Raw genomic sequence first — 25213 nt, 5'->3', positions numbered from 1 at the left:
CGCTCTACCAGCTGCGCACTGGACCAGTATCAATATGGATAAAGTTGCTACGCGCATAATAACCGACACCGCCTGCGTTCAGGCTTTTAGCTACATCTCTTAGCTCTTTCAGATCAACACCATCGATACGGAAATCGATCGCCTTACCTAGCATGTGGTAACTCTTTTTAGCCACACCACTCGACTTAGAACGAAGTGCTTCATTGGTCGCTGGAGAACGGTAACCAGAGATGATTTGAACTTCTTTTTGAATACCCAGTACATTTTGAATCTGAGTGATCTGATCAAACAGGTTCTTATCCATTGGATGAATCTCATTGCGGCGGAAGTCACGGCACAGTTTGCTAAGGCGTGCCATCTCGTCACCAACATAGTTAGTGCCATCGAAATAACAAGTCTCTAATCGTTCACCAGTGTGAAGATTGTTCATGCTAATCGTTCTTGGTTGATCCGGGTATGAAGCGAAAGCGATAGAAGGAGTAAGAGAGGCGACTACAGCAGTACCACCAGCGTAAGTCAGAAACTGACGGCGTGAAAATAAACTTTGAGACATACAGCAAAAAAACCAATTAGATCGAACGAAAAATGCACGATACATAATGGAATTTGCTGCGTCAACGTACAAAAACCGTGCAAAACGTTAGTATTTGTAACCTTTACACGGTTAGTTATTGATACTCATTATAATTTTATCAATAGAAGCTTGCTTGTCATTTTTCGGTCAAGATCACCTTTATTGGTCGTATTTTAATCAACCGCCCTCTTTATCATATTGGTAGATATCGCCGCGGTATTGTATACCTCCTTCTTCAAACAACACGGTTTGATAGATGATGTGCACTGGAATTCGCTTCTTGAGACGAACTTTGGTGTTCGGCGCAAGGTCGCTATTTTGGTTCGGAACCTTCCTTACCTTGGTGGCAAACAACAACTCAGCCAGTTCTTCTGCATGTTCAACACGTATACAACCTGAGCTATAAGCTCGGAAGTCGTCATTAAACAGACCTTTACTTGGTGTATCGTGTAGATAGATCGCGCGCTTATTGGGAGTGTTGAACTTGTACAAGCCTAATGCATTACGTGAACCTGCCTGCTGACGCATTCGATATGGGAAAGAATTGAAGTTGATGGTCTGCCAATCGATCTCTGTGGTGTCGACCGTTTCCATTGAACGCCAACCGTCAATCACTTGGAAGTTGTTCGTTTCAAGGTAACTTTCATCAGCTTTGACCTTAGGCAAGATGTCTTTGACCATGATTTTCCATGGCACATTCCAAGTCGGGTTTAGAATGACCGAATCTAGGTTTATCTCTAAAAGCGGCGTTTTTCGTGATTTTCTGCCTACCACGACTTTCGACTCAAACACCTCTTCGCCATCTTCCCAATACTTCATGTCGAAACTCGGCACGTTAACAACAATGAGAGAGTCTCTGTCTCTTGGCCACAAACGAACGCGTTCGGCATTCAGCGCCAATGAGGTTAATCGATCATCAAAGCCCATGTTGATCCACTTGATCGTGTCAGGGCCGATGATCCCATCGTCTGTAAGACCGTGCATACGCTGGAAGGACTTAATTGCCGTTTGCAGATCTCGATCGAACTCAGGGAAGTCGACCGCGATCATCGAGGTATCAACGCCGACCAATGCAATACGCTCAACCAGAGTGGCTTTATCTGTGAGCGAGTCTCCCAAGCGTTTCAATCCTTTTTGTCTGTATCGCTCGATATTGAGTTCAGACGCGGTTTCCAACACGGAATAGGTCGCCTTAAATTGGTCAAAGTTCCCAACAGGCGGCGCGTAAGACAACACCATCTCTAATAAGTAATCATTAGCAACGCTGCTTTTCAGTCTCATCAAAATATGCGGCGAAGGTTGAGGCAATTTAGAATGCAACTTGCCCGAGAAGTACCACTCTTTACCGGCAAGCGGCGCGTTTTCAACGTAGCTAAGATAATAGATAAAGGTATCAGTGAGTAAGATGTCTAACTCTTGCCATTGACGACGAGATTGATACTGGCGGATTTGCTTGAGTTGTCGTTCAAAAAGCGGTGCCATTTGCGCTTGTTCAAGAAGCGACAATTGGAACTCAAACGCTTTAACTAGCTCAGGAGAATCCCAAAGGATAGGCAGAGAAGTGTCTTGATAGATACTCTGTGTCAGCTCTGGATATATAAGCATGAAAGAGAGTTCTGAATCAGCCGGAATGAAGCGGCTCTCGTCAGAACTCGTATAGCTCCATGCATGCACAGAGACTAAAACTAGTAATCCACAGAAGTATTTCGCGAACATGCTTAACTCCATCATCAATCATCCCATAAGTATGGCAAAGATATAGGAGTAAGCATGTTATTTTTAAGCGGCTTTATAAATCAGATAGAACTCCAATGGTTATCCCACTGGACCGATGATTGCTGAGTTGATTTCTCATAAGGCTTGCGCTGGCTAACCACACTGCCCGCCCCAGAGCTGAGTCGAAACTCTCCATCAAGCAGCACAGCACCAGAGGCATCCGACAGCGCAGACAGCTCAACTAATTCTTTGCTCTCTTTAGACCAAATACCGTAGCAATTTCCTCTTGGCGAAGTCGCGATAATCCAATCATCTGACGCCGCAATACTTGCGATGTAGTGATTAAATCTTGCCCATTGCTCAGGCTCTGCGTTCAGTGATTCAAACTGCCCACCTTTGGTATGCATCGCCAAAAGCGAAGGATACTCGTCTGGCTCACCACGATATTGCTGACCACAAAGCACGGTTTCAGCCCCATCATGGGCTAAGTGTCGAATACTCAGCTTCTTGTCTAGCAATTCAACCTGATCAAGCAACACACCTTCAGGAGAAACATAACTCAAACTCGGTTGCATGGAGTCCAAATTTTTCGGTGTTCTGCCATCAGTATGAACGCCACCAACGCCAATCGCAAGATTACCATCAGGCATGATGATCACTTCATGTGGGCCGATACCGAAACCAGTGAACTCTTCGACCTTACGATAGCCTTGGTCGACATCGTACACACCAATCACGCCTTGGCTAGTGTCCGTTTTCCCTTCGGTGGCATACAGTAACTTGCCATCTAATGAGTAAACGCCATGACCATAGAAGTGGCGGTTGTTACCTTTCACCACCATTTTGATCTGCTGACCATTTTTATAGTCAAACACCATAAAATAGTCACCAGGACGACGGGCAAAAACCACCGCATGTGATGAGGTTGGGCAAATAGCAACGCCATGACCACGATCTGGGATCGGAAGTTGACTCAATGGCATTCCATATTCGTCAGCCACAACCGCTGAATATTGACCTCGCCCATTCAGCGCACAACCAATCAGTTGGGGATCGTTCGACGCACTCGCCTCATCCTTTCGACTCGCACAGCCAAATGGAAGTAATGGAACAGTTGCACAACCCAGTGCAGCCTTGAGTAACGTTCTTCGCGTATTATCAGTCACCATCGGTAGCATTGAATCCTATTACCACGCCAAGCTCTATCGCCACTTCTTCATGAATCAGGTACTTCAAACGTTCTAGCTTATTGTATTGGGTCAGAACTTCTCGGTAACCCTCTTTGCTCTGCAGTAGAGTAAACAAGCTAGAATCTGTCGGCCAAGTATCTAACGTTAACGTGAACTGGGCTGCAACACGATCGGCAAGGTCATTTAAGCCCTTTTCTCTCAATAAGCCATCAAGACCATTACCTTCAGCTAAGTACAATTTCTCTAGCGCCGCTACGTTCGCTTTCAACTGAGTCATTGAGGTTTGAGCACGCCATGATTCCGAGAAGTAAGGGCGGGGATGACCAATTTTAGCCATTGGGCGACTGAGCTTTTTCATGCTGTAATCAAGTTGGTTAGTTAGTAAAGCGATGTATTCAGATTCCCAACGCATCTCGTCTAACGCTAACCAAGGGTTAACCTGCCAAGCCTCAGCAATAGAGGCCGATTTCATTGCCAAGTTTTGTGCGATAGCTTGTGAAGATAGACAGCCAGACGCTTTATCTTGCAGTAGTGGCGATTGTTCGTCATAAAGCGACCATTCCAACGCACCTAGTCCTTGAACCGTCACACTCTGTTGAGCAATTTCATCTTGAGACCAAGCTTTATCTTGCTGAGTCAACTGGCGCATTTTTAGGCCGGTGGTGTTTTTTTTGTCTGGCCAGAATTGAACATTCCAGCTCTCTTCAAGTGCCGCCGTTGGGCCTCTTTCTTGTCCTTGCAGTGCCATCCAACTGTTCATGGTGAGCTGCCACTGATTTTTCAAAGCATCTAACTCAACATCATTAGTTTGGCAGTACCCTTGCATCAAGACTTCCAGCTCGTTGGCTTGCTTGGCGAATAGGACGGCAGAATCAAACTCCTGCTGATAAACACTGCGACTAATATGATTGGTTGTGTCTGCTTGATAAGAGACACCGTTAACCTCAGATGAAGCGGCTTGCTCACCCGATGATTGACAGCCTGCTATGACTAATACCGATAAAGGCATTAACAAAAATTTATGTGCCATGCTGTTACCTTACTTCCTAGTTTTTCTTTTAATTATATGAGTTCAATAAATATGAAACGACCGCTGACCTCGTATTACTACAAGTTCAGCGGTAGTCAGTCTTTTGTTAGCGGCTTTCTTAAGTAACTAAGCCGTTGGCTTAACTGAATTCAAGACAGCCTATAATGATTCCAAAAACGCTAGTAGTGCTTCGCGTTCACTGCGACTCAAAGCTAATACTTTTTGTTTTGCCATTTCTGCTTCGCCACCATGCCAAAGTACCGCTTCCATAACGTTTCTTGCGCGACCGTCATGAAGTAAGAACGTATGACCATTAACTTCTTTGGTATAGCCTAATCCCCAAAGTGGTGTGGTACGCCACTCTTGGCCATTGGCAAGATATTCTGGGCGATTGTCGGCTAAACCTTCACCCATATCATGCAAAAGCATATCGGTGTATGGGCTAATCAACTGTTTCGAAAGAGCAGGCAAGCCTTCACGCTCTGCTGTGCGAATTTCAGCTTGGTGACAGCTTTGACAACCAATCTCTTTGAACAGCTTTTTACCTTGAACAACTGTTGGGTTATCGACATTACGACGAATAGGAACCGCGAGATGCTGCGAATAGAACTCAACAAAATCTAAAATGTTGTCACTGACTTCTGGCTCTCCACCATTTGGAAAATCATCACAGGTTGATTGCGCTGATGTGCAGTTTTCATTCGGGAATAAGCGGCTTGTCAGGCCTAAGTCACCGTTAAATGCCGCCGCGTTTTGCTGCATTAAGTTTGGCTGACCAGCTTTCCAACCGAAACGACCTAGCGCCATTTCATTAGTTTGAACATCAAGAACATAGTTAGCCTTACCCGACACGCCTTGCTTGTCAGCCAATTGCTGCTCTGCAAATCCTAGAATCGTTTCTTGTGGGATACTTTCAAGCAGACCAAGACCAATCATTGGCGGCGCCACTCGAGCTGAAAACTCAGTCTTAGGATGCATCTCGCCAAAGGCAAGATCGGTAATCTTCAAAATGGGCTTACGCAGAGTAACGACAGTGCCGTCTTTGAATTCAACAGGAACATCCGTATAGCTAATATTCACTTTACCCTCTGGTTTTACACCTTGAAGCGCGAAATCTTGTAGCTGACCACCGTATGTCGGCTCAGGAATACCACCATCTCGAATAAAGGCTTGTCGCTGTTCTGGCGTTTCCGCTGGAATGCTTAAGCGAACCAACATTGAAACCGCATTCTCATCGCCTTTTTCTGGCGCGTGGCCACGACCATCTTTGATATGACAGTTTTGGCAGCCGTTGGTGTTAAACAGTGGGCCAAGACCATCACGTGCATCGGTTGATGAAGGTGCTGGTACCCAAGGGTTTCTAAAAAAGCTGTTACCTACACTGAAATCTAAGCGCTTACTCATTGGTAGGTTGGCAGCAGGAAGGGAAAAAGCGTTCGCTCCCTCTTTCTTCACGGTCGTTTTGCCACCAGAGTAGGTTTCATGGGCGTGTAGCGGAGATAAGAAAAACAGTACGGTTAATAGTGAGGCTGAGAGATACGACTTCATACATTGCCTTGCTGTGTTTTTGATTTTAGTTTTTATGTGGAAATGACTTTCTTAATTAGCAAACAATTAAGGGCTCAATCAGAGCCCTTACATTTGTGTTCGCTCGGGGTCTTAGAACTCGTGATCCGCTGTGTCTGGGTTTAGGCTATCAATGCCAATCACACCCGCAGCACGCTCAATTGCCGCTGTTTGAGACACTAGCGCAACAATTGTTTTGTTTACTAGTGCGTTACCCGCAGCGTTGTCAGCGGCGATTAGCTGATCGAAGTGCTGGTTGTTTTTCTCTGCAGACGTTACTAATTCGCCTACTTGTGCACGTGCTAGATCAAACTGCTTTTGAATCTCTTTCGCAGCTTGCTCATCTTTTTGCTCTACTAGGTCAAACAGGCTTGGACCTGAAAGCAGAGTACCGTCTTCACGCTTGTATAGACCCGTGTAAACGTTGTAGATGCCTTGCTCGTTGTAGTAGTGAGAGTTGTGCGTGTTATCAGAGAAACAGTCGTGCTCGTCTTCAGTAGAGTTTGCTTCTAATGCAACCTTCATACGCTCACCCGCTAGCTCACCTAGAGACAGTGAACCCATGCCGAATAGCATTTTACGGAGGCCGTTCTCGCTAGATTCAGAAAGCAGCTCTTGACGGTAGTTGCCTTTCTCGCCTTCAGCCCACTGCTTTTCCATCCACTCTAGATCTTGGATAAGTAGCTCTGCTGATGCTTTTAGGTATGCGCCACGACGGTCACAGTTGCCGTTAGTACACTCAGCACCAACAACGAAATCAGTGTAAGCACGCTCACCTGCACCGCTGTTTGTGCCGTTTAAATCTTGGCCCCAAAGTAGGAATTCAATCGCGTGGTAGCCAGACGCTACGTTTGCTTCAGAACCGCCGATCTCGTTCAAGTCTGCGATTAGCTCTGGAGTAATGTTAGTTGCATCAACCGTAGTCTGACCAATTTGGAAAGTCTTATTAGCCACGATGTTTGCGCTAGCGCCTTCGTTACCAAGTTCATATTGGTAATCAGTCGAAACGTAATCAATCAGGCCTTCATCTAGTGGCCATGCGTTTAGTTGGCCTTCCCAATCATCAACAACAGCGTTGCCGAAGCGGAATACTTCTGACTGTTGGTATGGTACGCGAGACTCAAGCCAAGCTTGTTTTACTTGTTCGAAGTTGCCAGCAGAAGGAGAAGCTAAGAAGGTATCAATAGAAGAGTTCAACGCTTTTGCTGTAATTACTGAATCTGCAAACACTGCATGCGCAATATCTGCGTAATGTTCTACAACTTGATCTTGAGTTACTGCTGCGAAAGAAGAAGCAGAGGCAAAAATGAGTGACGAAGTTACGGCTTTTGTCACTAAAGATTTAATGGTCATGAAGCATCCTTGTTGAGCTTTAAATTATTATTCGTAGTAATAGTGCAAACTATTATCATTTACACTACGGATTGGAATAATACAAACTTACAATTTTATTGCAAGATAAATACAAAAAAACCTCACATTTGTGAGGTCTTTGAACATTTTTGTGTTATGCGCAACAAAGGAGGCTAATCAGATATCCAGGTTATGCTTACCGTGTGAGACTTTCGCCTTTAGGTAGCTTTCATTACCCGATTTGATATGAGCAGAGGTATTCACCACTTCTTCAATCTCAATACCAAAGGATTTTAGCTCATTGATCTTCTTAGGGTTGTTGGTGACTAAGCGGATTTTTGTGGTACCTAAAGCGCGTAGCATTTCAGCAGCTTCAGTAAAATCGCGTAGGTCATCGCCAAAACCTAGGTGGTTGTTGGCTTCATAAGTGTTCATGCCTTCGCTTTGCAGACGGTACGCATCGATTTTGTTGTACAAACCAATACCACGACCTTCTTGACGAAGATAAAGGATCACGCCACCCGTCTCACCCATAATTCTAATGGTTTCGTCTAGCTGCTCACCACAGTCACAGCGAGAAGAATGGAAAACATCACCAGTAAGACACTCAGAGTGCATACGAACAAGAGGTATGTCTTGTGTCTTGTCTGCTGATTTAAATATCACAGCAACATGCTCTTTATCTGTTTTCAACCCATGAAAAGACAGAAGTTCAGCATCAATACTGCTTGTTGCCCCTACTTTGAAATCTATTCTGGCACGTACTTCCGCCATAGCTATACTCACTTGAAAATTCGATGTATTTAACGACGCTACATTATATGTCTAGGCAATATTTTGTAGCTAACTATCTAATGATAGACACTATGAGGCTGTTAACAATTTTTTTCAAGGTCGACCTTGTACAAATTGTTATAATATAACAATTATTTTTCAGGTAAGAAAAAACCCCACATTGGGATGACCAACATGGGGTTATAAAGTAAACAGTTGCGGCTAAAACTACACTTTTTTACAGAACGCTCAACTTACTTGAGTTTGCTTCCAGATGACAAGTTGCACCCAAGCATTCTCTAATTCGGTTAGCTCTTCTTGCGTAAGCGTAGAAATGCTCGACTTAGCACTGTATCTCTCTGCCCATTTATCTGACTGGACACGAGTATGGAACTCTTTCTTTAAATTTGAGATTACGTTATCCACAGATACATCCTTATATAGCAGTGCTTAGCCTTTATAATCGGTTAATGTTACAAAATACAGGTCAATTGGTAAACAGTAATACACAATTTTTATGAGCCATTCCTAACACTTTTTACTGATAAATATATAAATAAGAGAAATAATAGGCTCGGTAGCAACCAAAGTAATAGATTTGAAACCTTCATCGCCGGCTTATAAAGTACAAATTCACCAAATCTTTCCGTCATATATTGAGTGATTTCACTATTACTCTTCCCTGCTTTCACCATATTGAACACGACAAGGCGTAAGTCTTTTGCTATCGGTGAGTTGGATTCAATCAGATTTTGGTTTTGACATTGTGGGCAGCGTAACGTTTTCGCCAAGCTAATAGCACGTTGCTGTTGTTCTGGGTTGTCAAACTCAAACAGTTCAACTTGAATACTCGTCTCTTTATTACTGGCAGTAAACAGATCTTCAGCCATAGTCGGAAGGCTAATCACTAAAAGAGCTGACAGCATAAACAAGGTTTGTATTAGAGACTTCATCATCCATTCACACCATCAAAATACATCGCAAGCTCATCTTTCCATACCATTTCATTAATCACGCCCAATAGCTTCTTAATGATCTGGCCATTGGCATCGACTAAATACGTTTCAGGCGTGCCGATTACGCCCAACTCCAACGCTAACTTGCCTTGAGGGTCACTGATCACGGTTGAGTACGGGTTGCCATCGTTCGATAACACGTTAATCGCAGCCCCAGAGTTATCTCGATAATTAAGCCCAACGATGGGAATGCCTTTATCGCGAAGTTGAAGCAAAAATGAATGTTCGGTTTTACAGATCCCGCACCAAGAAGCCCACACATTGACCAGTTGGTAAGGATGTTGAGTGACATCAGCCAACGTAATTTCCTGTTTACTACTGATGCCTTCACTATTTACTAACGCACTCGATGTAAATTCTGGAAATGCCCTTTTTTGTTCAGACACAATGGTCGACTGCTGCTTATTATCAAGCGCAAAGACAAACCCCAGCACCACAATCAATGCTAAGGCAATTAGACTAATTAGCTTGTTACGAACGCTGGTATGCATATTGAGACGCCTTAACGGTTTTCTTTTTGCGATGAGTCAATGAGAGCAAAGCGCCGATAATGGAGAACAGCCCACCAAACCAGATCCAGCGCGCATACGCCTTATACTGAACACGAAATGCGTAAGCGGTGGAATCAACTTTCTCGCCCATGGTGATATAAACATCACCATGCCAGAACCATTTCATTGCGGGCTCACTCATGTTCATGACTCGAACTTGGTAATGTCTTCTTTCTGGCGCGATAGAAAAGCGCTGCTCGCCAGACTCTAGGCTGAGTATCGCTTTTTCTGCAGTAAAGTTTGAAGCGACGTACAGCTTAGTATCACGATGAGAAAGCGTCCAATCCATGAATTCGACTTCTACACCCGGGCTTAATTTATAGCTGCGCTCAAACGAGTGGTAGCTATTCATGGCAGCACCTACCGCTAACACCGCAACCCCAACATGGGCAAAGGTCATCACCCAGACTTTACGTTGAAACTTGGAACTGCGCGTTACCACCAAGCCATACACATGAGTGAGTAAAACCCAAAATGCGAGTGACCATGTCATTAGTGCCATCACTTGAATCTTCTCTACTTGCAAAGCGTAACAGGCGAACCCGAGACCAATAGATACTAGAGCGATCAACGTAATAACGCCTTTCGATGCTTGAGGCTTAATACTCAGCAATGGGGCAAGGCCGACGACAGCCAACGCAAGCAAAGCCAAAGGTGCAATCAAGAGATTAAAGTAAGGTGCACCGACCGAGATGTTTCCTAGGCCAAGCAACTCAAAGACCATAGGATAAAACGTGCCGAACACCACGACAGCAGTCGCGAGAACAAAAATAAGCACAGCAACTAAGCTCAAAAAGCTTTTGCTGGCGAAGCTAGTAATCGGAATAGATTCAAAAGACTCTCCTCTGACGATAAGCAGAGAAAATGAACTCACCAGTACCAGAACTAGTATAAGAAGCAATGCGATACCTTTGGTTGGGTCGACGGCAAAAGCGTGTACCGATGTGAGTACACCAGAACGAACAATAAAGGTGCCTAAGATACTCAAACAAAACGTAATGAAAGCGAGACTGAGAGACCATTTCAGTAACTGTTGTTTGCCCTTAGCAACGCCTAGACTGTGCAGTAAAGCGGTCGAAGTAAGCCACGGCAACAAGCTGGCATTTTCAACCGGATCCCAGAACCACCAGCCGCCCCAACCTAATTCGTAATACGCCCACCAAGAACCAAGAATGATCCCTGCAGTTAAAAAGATCCAAGCAACTAAACACCAACTGCGACAATGGGCAACCCAATCAAACTCAATAGGATCAACAAGCAAAGCGGCGACAGCAAATGCCAGCACCACAGAAAAGCCGACATAGCCAAGGTAAAGCAATGGAGGGTGGAAAATCAGACCGACATCTTGCAGCATTGGGTTAAGGTCACGCCCTTCTAGCGGCAATGTCGTGTTCATTTCAAATGGGTTTGATGCGAACAAGGTGAACCAAGCAAATATCGCGAGCAGTAGGTTCATGACCCACAACACACGACTTTGGTATTCATCCGAATAGTGTTTTTGTAAGGCGATAACGCCAGACCAGACGCTGATCGTCAGTACCCAAAATAACAAGGAACCTTCATGACCTGCCCATACGGCTGCGAGCTTAAAAAATGAGGGTAATTGAGTATTTGAATGTTCAGCGACGTATAAGATAGAGAAGTCATCACTGACAAAAGCATAGCCAAGCAACGCGACAGAAATGAGAGAAAACAGCGCACTTGAAAGAGAGAAACTGCGGATTAAACCTAGATTTTGCGTCCGTTTATATAGCATTTGGTAAAACGAATGCACACCAATAATGCTACTGAGTACAGCAACCAACACCAAACTAAACAGCCCCAAAGAACCGACCATATCACCTCAATAAGGCTCTACCTGAGCAGAGCCGATCTAAACACGCATCTCATGTTTATTAAGAACATGTTCATTAATAAGCAGATATTTAGTATCCAACATCTGCTCACTAATAAACTTGAGCGAAATTAAGCTATCGTTAACTGCCCGGCATAAAGGACAAAAGTTCGCAGCATTAATACGCCCATTAGGCTTAACGAAGTCACCGAGAAAATATACACCGAGCTATGGCGGATCGAGGTTGGTGTAACGGCATTCAGCAACAACGGTAGAACCATGCCAACACCGATAACGCCGTACCAGAACCAACTCGCCCAGAAACCACTGCCGATGGCGTTCCATACGGCTTGCTCACTTTGACCACCAGCGAAGATAAGCCCAGTAAAGAAAGTAATCAAAACAAACAACTCAAACATCACGACCGGACGTTCGAATCCGTGGATCCATGAAATACTCGGGCTATGAGGTGATTCTTTAAAGACCAACACACCAAATAAAATACACGCCGCCGCTCCCGAAGATAAGCTCGAGAATAAGAACAAAATCGGCAACACTGGGTTATTCAATAGTGGGAAAGTATTCAAAGCTGACAACAAGAATCCGGTATAAGCGGCAAGCATCAGAGCAAGAACAGCTAAGAAGATTTCCAAAGCATTCTCAAACACTTCCAATTTGCCAATCCAGTTACCGACAAAATCGAGTCGCCCTTTTAACCAAGCTTGGTCATTCAAGAACACGACAATTTGATCTCGGAATATAATGCCGATCCAAAGGAATAGGATCACCATATACACTTGGAATAAGATCACACCCATCGACATCACAGACGTTGGGTTATAGAAGATCATGATCTTCCAAAAGGATAACGGTTTTGTCAGGTGGAAAACCAAGATAAGCAGACCTGAAATGATCCCGAATGGCGCGAGAAAAGCCGTGGCCTTTAACACCCCATTATGAGCAGGATCGCCTTCAATGACCTTACGTTTTAGGTAAATGGAGATCATTACGGCACCTGCCGACATCCCCGCGAGAAATAGATAGATTGCTATAATCCAGTCCCATACCACAGTACCAGACTGAAAAGCTGTGTCCCATGCACTCATAATCAAATCTCCCCTTTTTGGTGTGGCACTTTGTAGAGTTTTGGCTGAGTGCCTAGATAAGCTTTATCTCGGTAAACCACCTCAGATTTAAGCACCTTGTTTATCTCACTCTTAGGGTCATTTAGATCGCCAAATACTAGCGCCTTGGTCGGGCAAGATTCGACACAAGCAGGCAGCTTCCCTTGTGCAAGATTGGTATCACGACAGAAGTTACATTTATCTGCGGATTTGTTCTCTGGATGGAAAAAACGCACTTGATACGGACAAGCTAACAAGCAGTAACCGCAACCGACACACTTCTCTTGATGAACATCGACAATGCCGGTTTTTTCATCTTTATAGGCTGCACCTGTCGGGCAAACCATCACGCAGGGTGCGTTATCACAATGTTGGCAAGAGTTACGAGTAAAACGGTAATCAACATTTGGATATTCGCCTTGAGGTTCGCTCTTAATAATCTCTAAGCGCGATACACCTTCAGGCACTTTGTTCACTTCACGACAAGCTTCTGTACAAGCGGTGCAACCAATACACGCGGTCTCGTCATGAATCATTCCATAACGTTTAGCCCCATCCTCTTGAACATTGGCCAACGTTTTACGACTTGTCACAGCTGCGGTTCCCGCAACACCTGTGGTAAAAATAACGGCACCCGCGCCAGCTAAAAAGTTTCTTCTTGAGCAGCTCATAGATTACTCCCCTTCTTTCTTCTGGTTGAAGTCTGAATGGCAATCCACACACAGCTTGATGGTTTGCTTCTTATCTAAGCCCAACACCTTTGCTTCTGTCGCATGAACATCATGGCAGTTTGAACACGTTAAATTTTGTGCGTGAACGTCGTGGGTCCAGCTCGCTTCGCGCAGATCATCAGGCTTGTGACAATCGATACACTGGCTATTGGCATCTAAAATTAAGCTAGGATCTAGGTAAACCTTGTCGGTCCCTGGTTGTGATTGAGCCTCACGATACTTCACCACTTTAGGCGCGCCTTCGCGGTGGTCGGGGCTAATAGAACTATGACAGTCGGTACAGTTTACTTCACGGCCAAGCAAAGCGTGTGCACTTTCACCATGTGAACCCAATACCGTTTCTTTTGAATCTTTATGGCACTGAACACACTTGTAGTCTTTGTCACGGATTAATTCGACTTCATGTCTTGTTGATTCCCCTACTGGCGTAACAGCAGGCTCAGCAACAGCATGAATGGAATAACCATAGAGGCAGAATGCTAGAAGGGATTTAAGCATTATGACTATGGCCAATTTAATATTGCCCATTTTATCCTTTCCTTATACCGGCATTATTTAACTCTCAACTAAATAATATTCCGGTTAAACAAAAGTACCCTTAAACGATATTATTACCGTTTAAATGATATCAATTCTTATTTTGGATAAGCCACAACGCTTTCTATAGTTAGAATATACCTCTAATTGGGTAATACGAAATTTCGATAGGTTAATCTGTGAACGCAATCACCCTATTTATATCATGGTCAATTTAGGTAATTGATTGTTATATATGATAATAATTCTCAGTTAAATTCTAATTAATCTAACCACCAATACCACTTTAGGGTTATATAAACTTCAACGTGATTAAGGTCACTGCCATTAATTGATCTGGGACAATCTATATCCAACACGTAACAAAATGTGTTTGTTTATGAATTAATATAAACAGGAATTCTCCAGTTCTTAATTTGAATAGCAAACTCACAACGCTTGGTATAAAAATCAGTATATTGGAGATATCACTGTGAAAAAGCATTGGATACGTAATTCGGTCACAGCACTATTAATGGTTAGCGCGTCATTAGCAAGCGCGACCAGTTTTGCTGCGTCTGAACAAAAAGAAATTGGCGATCCTCGTAACGATCAGTTCGAGCAAAACCACCCAGATCAATATCATTCATGGAGACAAACTTCAGAAAGCGAAACCATTGAAGACGCACTAAAAGAAGATCCAAACATGGTTATCATGTGGGCTGGCTACGGCTTCGCAAAAGATTACAACAAAGCACGTGGTCACTTTTATGCGATTGACGATGTAAGACAAACGCTCCGTACTGGCGGCCCAACTGACGAAAGTTCAGGCCCTATGCCAATGGCGTGTTGGAGCTGTAAAAGCCCAGACGTAGCACGTGTTATCGAAGAGCGTGGCGAAGACGGTTACTTTGAAGGTAAATGGGCACGTCTTGGCAACGAGATTGTGAATCCTATTGGCTGTGCAGACTGTCACGATACCCAAAGCGAAGGCTTTAAAAATGGTGAGCCAGCACTGAAGGTGACGCGTCCTTATGTTGAACGTGCGTTCGATGCGATTGGTAAGAAGTTTGAAGACCAAGGTCGCTTAGATCAACAAGCTTCTGTTTGTGCTCAATGTCATGTGGAATACTACTTTACAGGGCCAACCAAAGGCGTGAAATTCCCTTGGGACAAAGGGACTCGTGTTGAGCAAATGGAAGAGTATTACGATGGAATCGGCTTTAAAGATTGGACGCACAAAGTATCTAAAGCGCCAATGCTAAAAGCACAGCACCCTGGCTATGAAACGTGGCGTGAAGGCATTCACGGCAAAAACAAAGTTGCTTGTGTTGACTGTCATATGCCGAAAGTGACCAAAGAAGATGGCACCGTTTATACCGACCATAAAGTGGGTAACCCATTCGACCGCTTCGAAGATACGTGTGCAAACTGTCACACTCAATCTAAAGAAACCATGCGTAACATCGTTTCAAGCCGTAAAGCGCAAGTGTTGAACATGAAGCTGACTGCTGAGAAACAAATCGTTGCCGCTCACTTTGAAGCAGGCGCGGCATGGGAAGCAGGTGCGACAGAGCAAGAGATGGAGCCTATCCTACTGGATATCCGTCATGCTCAATGGCGCTGGGACTACGCTATTGCATCTCATGGCGTTCATATGCACGCTCCTGAAATCGCTCTAGAAGTGCTAGGTACTGCCGTTGACCGCGCAGCCGATGCTCGTACTAAGATTGTTCGCCTACTGGCAAAGAAAGGCATCACTGATCCAATCGAGATTCCAGACATCTCGACCAAAGAAGCGGCTCAAAAAGCGCTTGGAATGGACATGGATAAGATGAACGCTGAGAAACAACACTTCTTAGACACAGTTGTTCCTAAATGGGAAGAGCAAGCTGAAAAGCGTGAAGCCAACTACGAATACTAGTTTCTTCAATTAGACCATTAGGTAAAAACCAGTCACACTATTATTGTGTGGCTGGTTTTTTAGGTTTGGGGCAATACACATCAATATCTCCTCCCCAATCCACTCGCCAATTCAAGGAATAGACAATGAAAACCTTACTTTCACTTTCAGCATTATGTATCGCACAGCTCAGTTCAGGCGTTCACGCTTCTGAGCGTGCTGAGACAGGGTGGGAATTAATAGAGAAAGGCGCATTAGTGGTTGATGTCAGAACACCAGCAGAGTTCGAACAAGGGCATCTAAACAACGCCATCAACTACCCTCTTTCTGAAGTGGCTACTCACTTCGCTAAGATAGATAAAGACCAACCGATCGTTTTGTATTGCCGCAGTGGCAATCGATCAGGACAAGCCTATCAATTCTTGCGAACTCAAGGGTTTACTCAAATCCATAACGCAGGTGGGTTGATTGAAATGCAGGAAAGTAAATAACTAAAAACAAACGATTAACGACTAGCGATTATGCCAAGCTTAACGGATCATCTGTTTGGCTTGGTTGATCGAATGAATAATCGAAACGCGATCAATCCCCTTTTGATTGGAATCGAGGATTTGAGTCCACGCATCAATCGCTTGTTGATAGCGCATGCTGATGAAGTGATCGGTCGCAATCAGCATCAATGCCGTACGATCATTAGGATCAAGCTGCATTGAGTGAGCCAATAACGCATTCACGTCATCGCTCATCGCTTGTGAACTAAGATAGTAAAGTGCCGTTGCTTTGGCTGCATAGAGCCCGGAAGGTGCTTGAGGATCTAATCGAATCGCGTAGTCGTAACAGGTGAACGCTGCATCAAATTCCCCTTTCTGCATATACACACCACCAAGCTTAAACCACAAATCGGATTGATTCGGATCTTGTTTGAGGCTTTGCTGAAGCTCATCTTCGAAATCTGTTGCCGTGTAACTATTGTTATCATCTAAAGGAAGTTGAGGTATCTCTTGTTTCAGTTGAGACCAAACAAACACGCTCAAAGCGACCGCAGTAATCGAAATCACTACATTGCTTTTTAGATGACCGCTGTTTTTGTTCGCCGCGATGACGACCACAATCAAAAACAAGCTCATTAGTACCAACGCAACCAACAACCAGATGTCCATTTCACACTCCTTTCTATTCACTCCCTACTCTATCGTTTTCATCTCTCCTCTATATTGATCAAGGTTTAGCTATCGAGATTTTAGCGATCACAGCTCTGCTATAAAGTCATACCAAGTTTCACAAATAACAGGCAATAAAAAACCGAGCACTTAGGCTCGGTTTTTTCAATGGTAAGCTTAATTACTTAGCGTAATTGAGATTACTCAGTGTCTTGCTCGCTATCACTTTCAGAGTCAGAAGCATCTGATGCTTGCTCTTCACTTGATTCAGCAACGTCAGCATTGATAGTTTCAGCACCAGCTTCTTCAGCTTCGCCTTCTACAATCTCAGCTTCTTCTACTTCGTCGATACGTTGTAGACCTACAACATTCTCGTCTTCAGCAGTACGAATCAGTGTTACACCTTGAGTGTTACGACCAACTTGGCTAACTTCCGCTACGCGAGTACGTACTAGCGTACCTGCGTCGGTGATCATCATCATTTCATCGCCTTCTTCAACTTGAACAGCGCCAACAACTGGGCCATTACGTTCAGAGACTTTGATAGATACTACACCTTGCGTTGCACGGCCTTTCGTTGGGTATTCAGCTAGCTCAGTACGCTTACCGTAACCATTTTCAGTCACAGTTAGGATATCGCCTTCGTTAGAAGGAACAATCAGTGAAACTACTTGATCGTCTTCTGGAAGCTTCATACCACGAACACCAGAGGCAGTACGGCCCATTGCACGTACTTTGTCCTCGTTAAAGCGAACAACTTTGCCCGATTTAGAGAACAGCATGATGTCGCTATCACCGTTAGTGATATCAACGCCAATCAGTGAATCGTCGTCACGTAGGTTAACTGCGATTAGGCCGTTAGCACGTACGTTTGCGAATTGATCCAGTGATGTCTTCTTAACTGTACCGTCACCCGTTGCCATGAAGATGAATTTCTCGTTAGAGAACTCAGAAACAGGCAGGATAGCCGTAATACGTTCACCTTCTTCTAGAGGAAGAATGTTCACGATAGGCTTACCACGAGCAGTACGACTTGCTAATGGTAGTTGGTAAACTTTCAGACGGTATGTCTTACCACGAGTAGAGAAACATAGGATGTTATCGTGAGTATTAGCAACAAGCAGACGCTCAATGTAATCCTCATCTTTCATCTTAGTTGCACTCTTACCTTTACCACCACGACGTTGAGATTCGTAGTCGCTTAGGATTTGGTACTTAACGTAACCTGCGTTAGAAAGCGTTACTACAACGTCTTCTTGAGCAATCAGCTCTTCCATGTCGATGTCATGAACTGCCGCTGTGATTTCTGTACGACGCTCGTCGCCATAGATTTCACGTACCGCTTCAAGTTCTTCACGGATAACTTCCATCAAACGCTCAGTGCTTGCAAGAATGTGCATTAGCTCAGCGATTTCTTCTAGAAGTGCTTTGTACTCGTCTAGAATCTTCTCGTGCTCAAGGCCAGTTAGGCGGTGAAGACGAAGTTCTAGAATAGCTTGTGCTTGTGTTTCCGTTAGGAAGTATTGGCCATCGCGGATGCCGTATTGGTCTTCCAACCAATCAGGACGAGCCGCATCAGTACCAGCACGCTCAAGCATTGAAGCAACGTTACCAAGATCCCAACCGCGTGCAACTAAGCCAGCTTTTGCTTCAGCTGGTGTTGGAGCGTTACGGATAAGCTCAATGATTTCGTCGATGTTAGCAAGTGCTAGAGACAGTGCTTCAAGGATGTGTGCACGATCGCGCGCTTTCTTCAGTTCGAAGATAGTACGACGTGTAACAACTTCGCGACGGTGGTCTACGAAGCACTTAAGCATGTCTTTGATGTTGAACAACTGTGGTTGACCGTTGTTCAACGCAACCATGTTGATACCGAAAGTCGTTTGCAGTTGAGTTTGAGCGTATAGGTTGTTTAGAACCACTTCGCCTACTGCATCACGCTTACATTCAATAACAATACGCATACCATCTTTATCAGATTCGTCACGCAGTGCACTGATGCCTTCGACTTTCTTATCTTTAACCAGTTCAGCAATCTTCTCGATCAAACGAGCTTTGTTTACTTGGTAAGGGATCTCAGTAACGATAATGGTTTCTTTACCATTCTTCTCTACTTCGATATCCGCTTTTGAACGCATGTAAACCTTACCGCGGCCAGTCTTATAAGCATCAACGATGCCTTTACGACCACTGATAAGTGCTGCTGTTGGGAAGTCAGGACCAGGAATGTAGTCCATTAGCTCATCAATAGTGATCTCTTCATTATTGATGTAAGCCAAACAGCCATCAACAACTTCACCAAGGTTATGCGGTGGAATGTTGGTAGCCATACCTACTGCGATACCAGAAGCACCGTTTACCAATAGGTTAGGAATTTTTGTAGGAAGTACTGCTGGAATTTGTTCTGTACCATCGTAGTTCGGTACGTAATCCACAGTTTCCTTATCAAGGTCAGCCAGTAGCTCGTGAGCAATTTTCGCCATACGAACTTCGGTATAACGCATTGCAGCCGCGGAGTCGCCATCGATAGAACCAAAGTTACCTTGGCCATCAACTAGCATGTAACGCAGTGAGAACGGTTGAGCCATACGAACAATTGTATCGTATACAGCACTATCACCATGCGGGTGGTATTTACCGATTACATCACCTACTACACGAGCAGACTTTTTATATGGTTTGTTCCAATCATTACCTAGTACATTCATCGCGAACAAAACGCGGCGGTGTACTGGTTTTAGGCCATCACGCACATCTGGAAGGGCACGACCAACGATGACGGACATCGCGTAGTCTAGGTATGAACCTCTAAGCTCATCTTCAATATTTACGGGCGTGATCTCTTTCGCTAGATCGCTCATAGAGCCATTTTCCCTCTATAGTCAGATCGTATTTTTGAATACGTATAAGACCGAAAAATATAACACAAATTTACCTACGGAGGCATCACTTTCCCTCTCCTTTTACCATCTTGTGACCCTTGTAGCCAATCAATTGATGAGAAATTGCACCTCCGCATCATATCTTGCTGAAACATGGTCACTTTACATCCAATAAACTAGCAAAATTGTAGATCTTCTGGTCAGCACGAAAAGGCAAGTTATAATGCCTGCAATTTCATGGATGCATTATTTAACTTGGAAATGCCGATTATGACTAAATCACAGAACGTAGACCCAGCAGAAATCAAGAAATTCGAAGACATGGCGTCACGCTGGTGGGATCTAGAAGGCGAATTTAAGCCGCTACATCAAATCAACCCACTGCGCCTAAATTACGTATTAGAGAAGACGGAAGGCCTGTTTGGCAAGAAAGTCCTCGATGTTGGCTGCGGCGGCGGTATTCTTGCAGAAAGCATGGCGGTTGAAGGTGCGATAGTAACAGGCCTAGACATGGGTAAAGAACCGCTAGAAGTTGCACGCCTTCACGCATTGGAAACTGGCACCAAGCTCGATTACATCCAGAGCACTATCGAAGACCACGCAGAACAGAACCCACAGATGTATGATGTAGTAACGTGCATGGAAATGCTTGAACACGTTCCTGACCCGCAATCTGTTATCACTGCCTGTTCAAAATTGGTGAAACCGGGCGGCCACGTGTTCTTTTCTACATTGAACCGTAACTTCAAATCTTACTTGTTTGCGATTGTTGGTGCAGAGAAGCTATTGAAGATCGTTCCAGAAGGCACTCATGAACACGAGAAGTTCATTCGCCCTGCTGAACTTATCAAGATGGTCGATAACACTCCGCTGCAAGAATTAGGCATTACAGGCCTGCACTATAACCCGTTGACGAACACCTACCGTTTAGGCCAAAAAGTCGATGTGAACTACATCGTTCACACACAAAACTTTGGCTAAAAAATATCGGTAGCCCTACCGTAAAATCTTTTGTAAAAAAGACGAATGAAAAGAGTTGCAATTACCATAACTTTGCGACTTTTTTCAGTCTAAATTTCGTGCGCTAGCTTCCATTTTGACCACCTCGATTTAAATTTAATCGCCCAAAATCCATCGCCCATTTTGGCCAAAGATCAAGGGATTTTTTTTTATGGGCGTGCAAAAATAAAGCATCATTAAAAGCCGGCTTTTATACAATCAAGTCACATCTAACCTCATCAGTTAGTGGTCACTTACAGTTTTTTTTCAATCCACCACTTATCCACAAGCAACCCCATTTCTTTACCTTGAAAAATATCAGTTGTAGCACTATCTTGTAACCCAACAAACAAATGACCCCTATATGTTGTGTTTGAACTACAATGTATGGGTAGACCAAGATCACAAAGCCGAAACGTAATTTACAAAAATTACAAAGAAATACACAAAAACACGGCCTTGTTCAGTTTTGTTAGGGAAATTAAGCAGAATGAACCAACAACTTACTGTTACCAAGCGTAACGGGCGCAAAGAAACGATCGATCTAGAGAAGATCCATCGCGTGATTACATGGGCAGCTGAAGGCTTGCACAATGTTTCTGTATCACAAGTAGAATTGAAAGCTCACATTCAGTTTTACGATGGCATCACCACTACTGACATTCATGAAACTATCATCAAGTCAGCAGCGGATTTAATCTCTGAAGAGACTCCTGATTACCAATATCTAGCAGCACGTCTGTCTGTATTCCACCTACGTAAAAAAGCGTACGGCGAATACGAGCCGCCTGCACTGTATGACCACGTTGCAAAACTGGTTGATATGGGTAAATACGATAGCCACCTTATGGAAGACTACACGAAAGCTGAATTCGAAGAGCTTGACGAGTACATCGACCACAAACGTGACTTAGACTTCTCTTACGCAGCGGTTAAGCAGCTCGAAGGTAAATACTTCGTGCAAAACCGTGTAACGAAAGAAATCTACGAGAGTGCTCAGTTCCTTTACATTTTAGTTGCTGCGTGTCTATTCGCTAAATACCCGAAATCGACTCGTCTTGACTACATCAAACGTTTTTACGACGCATCGTCTACGTTTAAGATTTCTCTACCTACACCGATCATGTCTGGTGTACGTACGCCTACTCGTCAATTCAGTTCTTGTGTACTGATCGAGTGTGGTGACAGCCTTGATTCAATCAACGCAACAGCAAGCTCAATTGTTCGTTACGTATCTCAACGTGCTGGTATTGGTATCAACGCAGGTCGTATCCGCGCACTTGGTTCTGAAATCCGTAATGGTGAAGCGTTCCACACGGGCTGTATCCCTTTCTACAAATACTTCCAGACAGCAGTAAAATGTTGTTCTCAAGGTGGTGTTCGTGGCGGTGCAGCAACAGTGTTCTACCCACTATGGCACGGTGAAGTTCAGTCTCTATTAGTACTGAAAAACAACCGCGGCGTTGAAGAGAACCGTGTTCGTCACATGGATTACGGCGTACAACTGAACAAGCTTATGTACTCTCGCCTAGTTCAAGGTGGCAACATCAGCCTGTTCTCACCTTCAGACGTACCTGGCCTTTACGATGCGTTCTTCGAAAACCAAGACCGTTTTGAAGAGCTATACGTTAAGTACGAAAACGATCCTTCAGTGAAGCGTGAAACGGTTAAAGCCGTTGAGCTGTTCTCTCTGCTAATGCAAGAGCGTGCTTCTACTGGTCGTATCTACATTCAGAACGTTGACCACTGTAATACACACAGCCCGTTTGATTCTGAAGTTGCACCTGTTCGTCAATCGAACCTATGTCTAGAAATCGCGCTTCCTACTAAGCCACTTTCTAACGTAGAAGATGACGAAGGCGAAATTGCACTATGTACGCTTTCAGCATTCAACCTTGGCGCAATCAATGAACTAGACGACCTAGCAGAGCTTTCTGAGCTGGTTGTTCGTGCTCTAGATGCACTGCTTGATTACCAAGACTACCCGCTTCCAGCTGCATACAAGTCGACAATGAACCGTCGTACTTTAGGTGTAGGTGTAATCAACTACGCATACTACCTAGCTAAGAATGGTGTTAAGTACTCTGATGGCAGCGCGAATGGCCTGACTCATCGTACTTTTGAAGCAATTCAATACCACTTGCTAAAAGCATCTGTTGAACTAGCGAAAGAGCAAGGCCGTTGCCCATCTTTCCACGAGACCAACTACGCGAAAGGCCTACTGCCAATCGATACTTACAAAAAAGATATCGACTTAGTATGTGAAGAGCCACTGCACTACGATTGGGATTCTCTACGTGAAGAGATCATGGAGCACGGTCTGCGTAACTCTACGCTAACAGCGCTTATGCCTTCTGAGACATCGTCTCAAATCTCGAACGCGACTAACGGTATCGAGCCACCACGTGGTTACGTATCAGTGAAAGCATCGAAAGACGGCATCCTGAAGCAAGTGGTTCCAGATTTCCTAAATCTTAAAGAGAACTACGAGCTACTTTGGAACATTGGTTCTAACGACGGTTACCTACACCTAGTGGGTATCATGCAAAAATTCGTTGACCAAGCTATCTCTGCAAACACTAACTATGATCCAAGTGTTTACGACAGCGGTAAAGTACCAATGAAGAAGCTGCTTCAAGACCTACTAACAGCGTACAAGTACGGTGTTAAGACGCTTTACTACCATAACACTCGTGATGGTGCTAAAGACGACCAAGGCGATGCAGTTCAAGTGCCGGAAGAAGATTGTGAAGGCGGCGGTTGTAAGATCTAAACCGCAATAAACATTAAGACCCCAGAGAAGAGTTATCTTCTCTGGGTTTAAAGCATTAACAGGGTCCGTTTTATTACGGGTCTTTAAAGGATTTGAGGCATTTATGGCTTACAGTACTTTTTCTCAGCAAAAAAATGACCAACTAAAAGAACCAATGTTCTTGGGTCAGTCGGTAAACGTTGCACGTTACGACCAACAAAAATTCGAAATCTTCGAAAAGTTGATCGAGAAGCAGCTTTCTTTCTTCTGGCGTCCAGAAGAAGTAGACGTGTCTAGCGACCGTATCGACTACAACAAGCTTCCTGAGCATGAAAAGCACATCTTCATCTCTAACTTGAAGTACCAAACGCTTCTAGATTCTATCCAAGGCCGCAGCCCTAACGTTGCCCTACTTCCACTGGTATCTCTACCAGAAGTTGAAACTTGGATTGAAACTTGGTCTTTCTCTGAAACGATTCACTCTCGTTCTTACACGCACATCATCCGTAACATCGTGAATGATCCAGGCGTAGTATTCGACGACATCGTTGAAAACGAAGAGATTCTAAAGCGCGCTAAAGACATCGCTTTCTACTACGACGACCTAATCAAGCTAACGGCTGACTACCACCGCTACGGTGAAGGCAACCACAGCATCAACGGCGAAGACGTTAAGATTTCACTTCACGACCTGAAGAAGAAACTTTACCTATGTCTAATGTCTGTAAACGCACTAGAAGCGATTCGTTTCTACGTAAGTTTCGCATGTTCATTTGCATTCGCTGAACGTGAGCTAATGGAAGGTAACGCGAAGATCATCAAGCTAATCGCTCGTGATGAAGCACTTCACCTTACTGGTACACAGCACATGATCAACTTGCTACGTAACGGTCAAGATGACTTCGAATTCATGCAGATCGCTGAAGAATGTAAGCAAGAGTGTTTCGACCTATTCAAAGAAGCGGCTGAGCAAGAAAAAGAGTGGGCAGAATACCTATTCAAAGATGGCTCTATGATTGGTCTAAACAAAGACATACTTTGCCAATACGTTGAGTACATTACCAACATCCGTATGCAGGCTGTTGGTCTAGGTACTGCTTACCCAGCAGCAACGTCGAACCCGATTCCATGGATCAACGCTTGGTTGTCTTCAGATAACGTTCAAGTTGCTCCACAAGAAGCAGAAATCAGTTCTTACCTAGTTGGCCAAATCGACAACGAAGTAAAAGCTGACGACTTTGAAGGATTTGAGCTGTAATGCCAACAATCAAAATCAACAAGCTGACTTCTATTGAATCTAACCCTTCAAACACTCTATTGGAAACAATGGAACAAGCGGGGTTAGAGCCAGAATACAACTGCCGAGATGGCCACTGTGGCGCTTGCCGTTGCACGTTGGATTCTGGAGAGGTCGAGTACGTTGGTTTTGCTATGGCTTACACGCAAGGTAATGAAATATTGCCTTGCATCTGTAAAGCAAAGACTGAGCTATCGCTGAGTAACGTTATTCATAGAAACAAGCAAAAACGCGCATAAGCCAAC

At 44.3% G+C, this 25213-nt stretch carries 22 protein-coding genes; 6 read left to right on the top strand and 16 right to left on the bottom strand.

The genetic code is table 11. From position 1 onward, the window contains the following. Window positions 1–4 precede the first annotated feature (4 nt). From MSG35_RS21350 to nrfB, 14 genes are all read right to left on the bottom strand, one after another. Entirely contained in the window at window positions 5–553 is a 549-nt protein-coding gene (locus MSG35_RS21350) for a YcbK family protein (RefSeq protein ID WP_102432394.1), read from the bottom strand. Window positions 554–751: 198 nt separating this feature from the next. Then, the gene (locus tag MSG35_RS21345) at window positions 752–2290 is read right to left on the bottom strand and encodes a L,D-transpeptidase family protein (RefSeq protein WP_248384961.1); all 1539 of its coding nucleotides are present in this window, start codon (window positions 2288–2290) and stop codon (window positions 752–754) included. 80 nt (window positions 2291–2370) lie between these two features. Next, window positions 2371–3459, bottom strand: a complete 1089-nt coding sequence (locus MSG35_RS21340) for a DUF1513 domain-containing protein (RefSeq protein ID WP_248384960.1) — start codon at window positions 3457–3459, stop codon at window positions 2371–2373. Then, window positions 3449–4510 (bottom strand): imelysin family protein, encoded by a 1062-nt coding sequence (locus MSG35_RS21335; RefSeq protein ID WP_248384959.1) that lies wholly within the window; start codon window positions 4508–4510, stop codon window positions 3449–3451. Before MSG35_RS21335 ends, MSG35_RS21340 begins: the two co-directional genes overlap by 11 nt. A 159-nt stretch (window positions 4511–4669) precedes the next feature. After that, window positions 4670–6058, bottom strand: a complete 1389-nt coding sequence (locus tag MSG35_RS21330; protein ID WP_248384958.1) for a di-heme oxidoredictase family protein — start codon at window positions 6056–6058, stop codon at window positions 4670–4672. Window positions 6059–6169: 111 nt separating this feature from the next. Further along, window positions 6170–7429 (bottom strand): imelysin family protein, encoded by a 1260-nt coding sequence (locus tag MSG35_RS21325; RefSeq protein ID WP_017063566.1) that lies wholly within the window; start codon window positions 7427–7429, stop codon window positions 6170–6172. 177 nt (window positions 7430–7606) lie between these two features. Beyond that, window positions 7607–8203 carry a GTP cyclohydrolase II gene (gene ribA / locus MSG35_RS21320; protein ID WP_017632055.1) on the bottom strand — a complete coding sequence of 199 codons (597 nt, stop codon included), beginning with the start codon at window positions 8201–8203 and terminating at the stop codon, window positions 7607–7609. A 249-nt stretch (window positions 8204–8452) separates the two neighbouring features. Beyond that, entirely contained in the window at window positions 8453–8629 is a 177-nt protein-coding gene (locus MSG35_RS21315; RefSeq protein WP_017632056.1) for a hypothetical protein, read from the bottom strand. A gap of 89 nt (window positions 8630–8718) precedes the next feature. Beyond that, window positions 8719–9159, bottom strand: a complete 441-nt coding sequence (gene nrfF / locus MSG35_RS21310; protein WP_248384957.1) for a heme lyase NrfEFG subunit NrfF — start codon at window positions 9157–9159, stop codon at window positions 8719–8721. Next, complete coding sequence (locus MSG35_RS21305) at window positions 9156–9710, bottom strand: DsbE family thiol:disulfide interchange protein (RefSeq protein WP_052879084.1); 555 nt, start codon at window positions 9708–9710, stop codon at window positions 9156–9158. Before MSG35_RS21305 ends, nrfF begins: the two co-directional genes overlap by 4 nt. After that, window positions 9691–11607 carry a heme lyase CcmF/NrfE family subunit gene (locus MSG35_RS21300; RefSeq protein ID WP_248384956.1) on the bottom strand — a complete coding sequence of 639 codons (1917 nt, stop codon included), beginning with the start codon at window positions 11605–11607 and terminating at the stop codon, window positions 9691–9693. The genes MSG35_RS21305 and MSG35_RS21300 overlap by 20 nt, the downstream gene beginning before the upstream one ends. Before the next feature lie 128 nt (window positions 11608–11735). After that, window positions 11736–12710 carry a cytochrome c nitrite reductase subunit NrfD gene (gene nrfD, locus MSG35_RS21295; RefSeq protein WP_048607198.1) on the bottom strand — a complete coding sequence of 325 codons (975 nt, stop codon included), beginning with the start codon at window positions 12708–12710 and terminating at the stop codon, window positions 11736–11738. A gap of 2 nt (window positions 12711–12712) precedes the next feature. Continuing rightward, on the bottom strand, window positions 12713–13399 hold the full coding sequence (nrfC, locus tag MSG35_RS21290) for a cytochrome c nitrite reductase Fe-S protein (RefSeq protein ID WP_048607200.1): 687 nt from the start codon (window positions 13397–13399) through the stop codon (window positions 12713–12715). A gap of 3 nt (window positions 13400–13402) precedes the next feature. Continuing rightward, window positions 13403–13987, bottom strand: a complete 585-nt coding sequence (gene nrfB / locus MSG35_RS21285) for a cytochrome c nitrite reductase pentaheme subunit (protein WP_019822323.1) — start codon at window positions 13985–13987, stop codon at window positions 13403–13405. A 481-nt stretch (window positions 13988–14468) separates the two neighbouring features. Between nrfB and nrfA the strand changes: the two genes are divergently transcribed. Both nrfA and MSG35_RS21275 read left to right on the top strand, forming a co-directional pair. Beyond that, window positions 14469–15899, top strand: coding sequence for an ammonia-forming nitrite reductase cytochrome c552 subunit (gene nrfA, locus MSG35_RS21280; RefSeq protein WP_170930195.1), 1431 nt, complete (start codon window positions 14469–14471; stop codon window positions 15897–15899). A gap of 125 nt (window positions 15900–16024) precedes the next feature. Next, window positions 16025–16369, top strand: a complete 345-nt coding sequence (locus MSG35_RS21275) for a rhodanese-like domain-containing protein (RefSeq protein ID WP_248384955.1) — start codon at window positions 16025–16027, stop codon at window positions 16367–16369. Between the two features lie 39 nt (window positions 16370–16408). On the opposite strand, the gene MSG35_RS21270 is transcribed toward MSG35_RS21275, so the two are convergent. Both MSG35_RS21270 and gyrA read right to left on the bottom strand, forming a co-directional pair. Next, window positions 16409–17038, bottom strand: coding sequence for a tetratricopeptide repeat protein (locus MSG35_RS21270; protein ID WP_048607205.1), 630 nt, complete (start codon window positions 17036–17038; stop codon window positions 16409–16411). Window positions 17039–17238: 200 nt separating this feature from the next. Then, window positions 17239–19899, bottom strand: a complete 2661-nt coding sequence (gene gyrA / locus MSG35_RS21265; RefSeq protein ID WP_048607208.1) for a DNA topoisomerase (ATP-hydrolyzing) subunit A — start codon at window positions 19897–19899, stop codon at window positions 17239–17241. A 291-nt stretch (window positions 19900–20190) separates the two neighbouring features. On the opposite strand from gyrA, the gene ubiG reads away from it, so the two are divergent. The 4 genes from ubiG to yfaE all read left to right on the top strand — a co-directional run bounded on the left by ubiG (window position 20191) and on the right by yfaE (window position 25207). Beyond that, on the top strand, window positions 20191–20901 hold the full coding sequence (ubiG, locus tag MSG35_RS21260) for a bifunctional 2-polyprenyl-6-hydroxyphenol methylase/3-demethylubiquinol 3-O-methyltransferase UbiG (RefSeq protein WP_048613216.1): 711 nt from the start codon (window positions 20191–20193) through the stop codon (window positions 20899–20901). Window positions 20902–21409: 508 nt separating this feature from the next. Then, window positions 21410–23692 carry a class 1a ribonucleoside-diphosphate reductase subunit alpha gene (gene nrdA / locus MSG35_RS21255; protein ID WP_017060992.1) on the top strand — a complete coding sequence of 761 codons (2283 nt, stop codon included), beginning with the start codon at window positions 21410–21412 and terminating at the stop codon, window positions 23690–23692. A gap of 103 nt (window positions 23693–23795) precedes the next feature. Next, on the top strand, window positions 23796–24929 hold the full coding sequence (nrdB, locus tag MSG35_RS21250; RefSeq protein WP_017063554.1) for a class Ia ribonucleoside-diphosphate reductase subunit beta: 1134 nt from the start codon (window positions 23796–23798) through the stop codon (window positions 24927–24929). Then, the gene (yfaE, locus tag MSG35_RS21245) at window positions 24929–25207 is read left to right on the top strand and encodes a class I ribonucleotide reductase maintenance protein YfaE (protein ID WP_010438115.1); all 279 of its coding nucleotides are present in this window, start codon (window positions 24929–24931) and stop codon (window positions 25205–25207) included. The genes nrdB and yfaE overlap by 1 nt, the downstream gene beginning before the upstream one ends. Window positions 25208–25213 lie beyond the last annotated feature (6 nt).

It is taken from the genome of Vibrio sp. 1CM23M, assembly GCF_023161755.1.
GTDB classification, from domain to species: Bacteria; Pseudomonadota; Gammaproteobacteria; order Enterobacterales; family Vibrionaceae; genus Vibrio; species Vibrio coralliirubri.
This window is presented reverse-complemented; position numbering and strand designations above follow the sequence as displayed.

Excerpts from the sequence above, each read along its gene's own strand:
- nrdA (WP_017060992.1), top strand. The coding sequence starts at position 21,410 with ATGAACCAACAACTTACTGTTACCAAGCGTAACGGGCGCAAAGAAACG.
- nrfB (WP_019822323.1), bottom strand. The coding sequence starts at position 13,987 with ATGGGCAATATTAAATTGGCCATAGTCATAATGCTTAAATCCCTTCTA.
- nrfC (WP_048607200.1), bottom strand. The coding sequence starts at position 13,399 with ATGAGCTGCTCAAGAAGAAACTTTTTAGCTGGCGCGGGTGCCGTTATT.
- ubiG (WP_048613216.1), top strand. The coding sequence starts at position 20,191 with ATGACTAAATCACAGAACGTAGACCCAGCAGAAATCAAGAAATTCGAA.
- MSG35_RS21305 (WP_052879084.1), bottom strand. The coding sequence starts at position 9,710 with ATGCATACCAGCGTTCGTAACAAGCTAATTAGTCTAATTGCCTTAGCA.
- yfaE (WP_010438115.1), top strand. The coding sequence starts at position 24,929 with ATGCCAACAATCAAAATCAACAAGCTGACTTCTATTGAATCTAACCCT.
- MSG35_RS21340 (WP_248384960.1), bottom strand. The coding sequence starts at position 3,459 with ATGGTGACTGATAATACGCGAAGAACGTTACTCAAGGCTGCACTGGGT.
- gyrA (WP_048607208.1), bottom strand. The coding sequence starts at position 19,899 with ATGAGCGATCTAGCGAAAGAGATCACGCCCGTAAATATTGAAGATGAG.
- nrfF (WP_248384957.1), bottom strand. The coding sequence starts at position 9,159 with ATGATGAAGTCTCTAATACAAACCTTGTTTATGCTGTCAGCTCTTTTA.
- ribA (WP_017632055.1), bottom strand. The coding sequence starts at position 8,203 with ATGGCGGAAGTACGTGCCAGAATAGATTTCAAAGTAGGGGCAACAAGC.
- MSG35_RS21350 (WP_102432394.1), bottom strand. The coding sequence starts at position 553 with ATGTCTCAAAGTTTATTTTCACGCCGTCAGTTTCTGACTTACGCTGGT.
- MSG35_RS21275 (WP_248384955.1), top strand. The coding sequence starts at position 16,025 with ATGAAAACCTTACTTTCACTTTCAGCATTATGTATCGCACAGCTCAGT.
- MSG35_RS21335 (WP_248384959.1), bottom strand. The coding sequence starts at position 4,510 with ATGGCACATAAATTTTTGTTAATGCCTTTATCGGTATTAGTCATAGCA.
- MSG35_RS21325 (WP_017063566.1), bottom strand. The coding sequence starts at position 7,429 with ATGACCATTAAATCTTTAGTGACAAAAGCCGTAACTTCGTCACTCATT.
- nrfD (WP_048607198.1), bottom strand. The coding sequence starts at position 12,710 with ATGAGTGCATGGGACACAGCTTTTCAGTCTGGTACTGTGGTATGGGAC.
- MSG35_RS21345 (WP_248384961.1), bottom strand. The coding sequence starts at position 2,290 with ATGTTCGCGAAATACTTCTGTGGATTACTAGTTTTAGTCTCTGTGCAT.
- MSG35_RS21270 (WP_048607205.1), bottom strand. The coding sequence starts at position 17,038 with ATGGACATCTGGTTGTTGGTTGCGTTGGTACTAATGAGCTTGTTTTTG.
- nrdB (WP_017063554.1), top strand. The coding sequence starts at position 23,796 with ATGGCTTACAGTACTTTTTCTCAGCAAAAAAATGACCAACTAAAAGAA.
- MSG35_RS21300 (WP_248384956.1), bottom strand. The coding sequence starts at position 11,607 with ATGGTCGGTTCTTTGGGGCTGTTTAGTTTGGTGTTGGTTGCTGTACTC.
- MSG35_RS21330 (WP_248384958.1), bottom strand. The coding sequence starts at position 6,058 with ATGAAGTCGTATCTCTCAGCCTCACTATTAACCGTACTGTTTTTCTTA.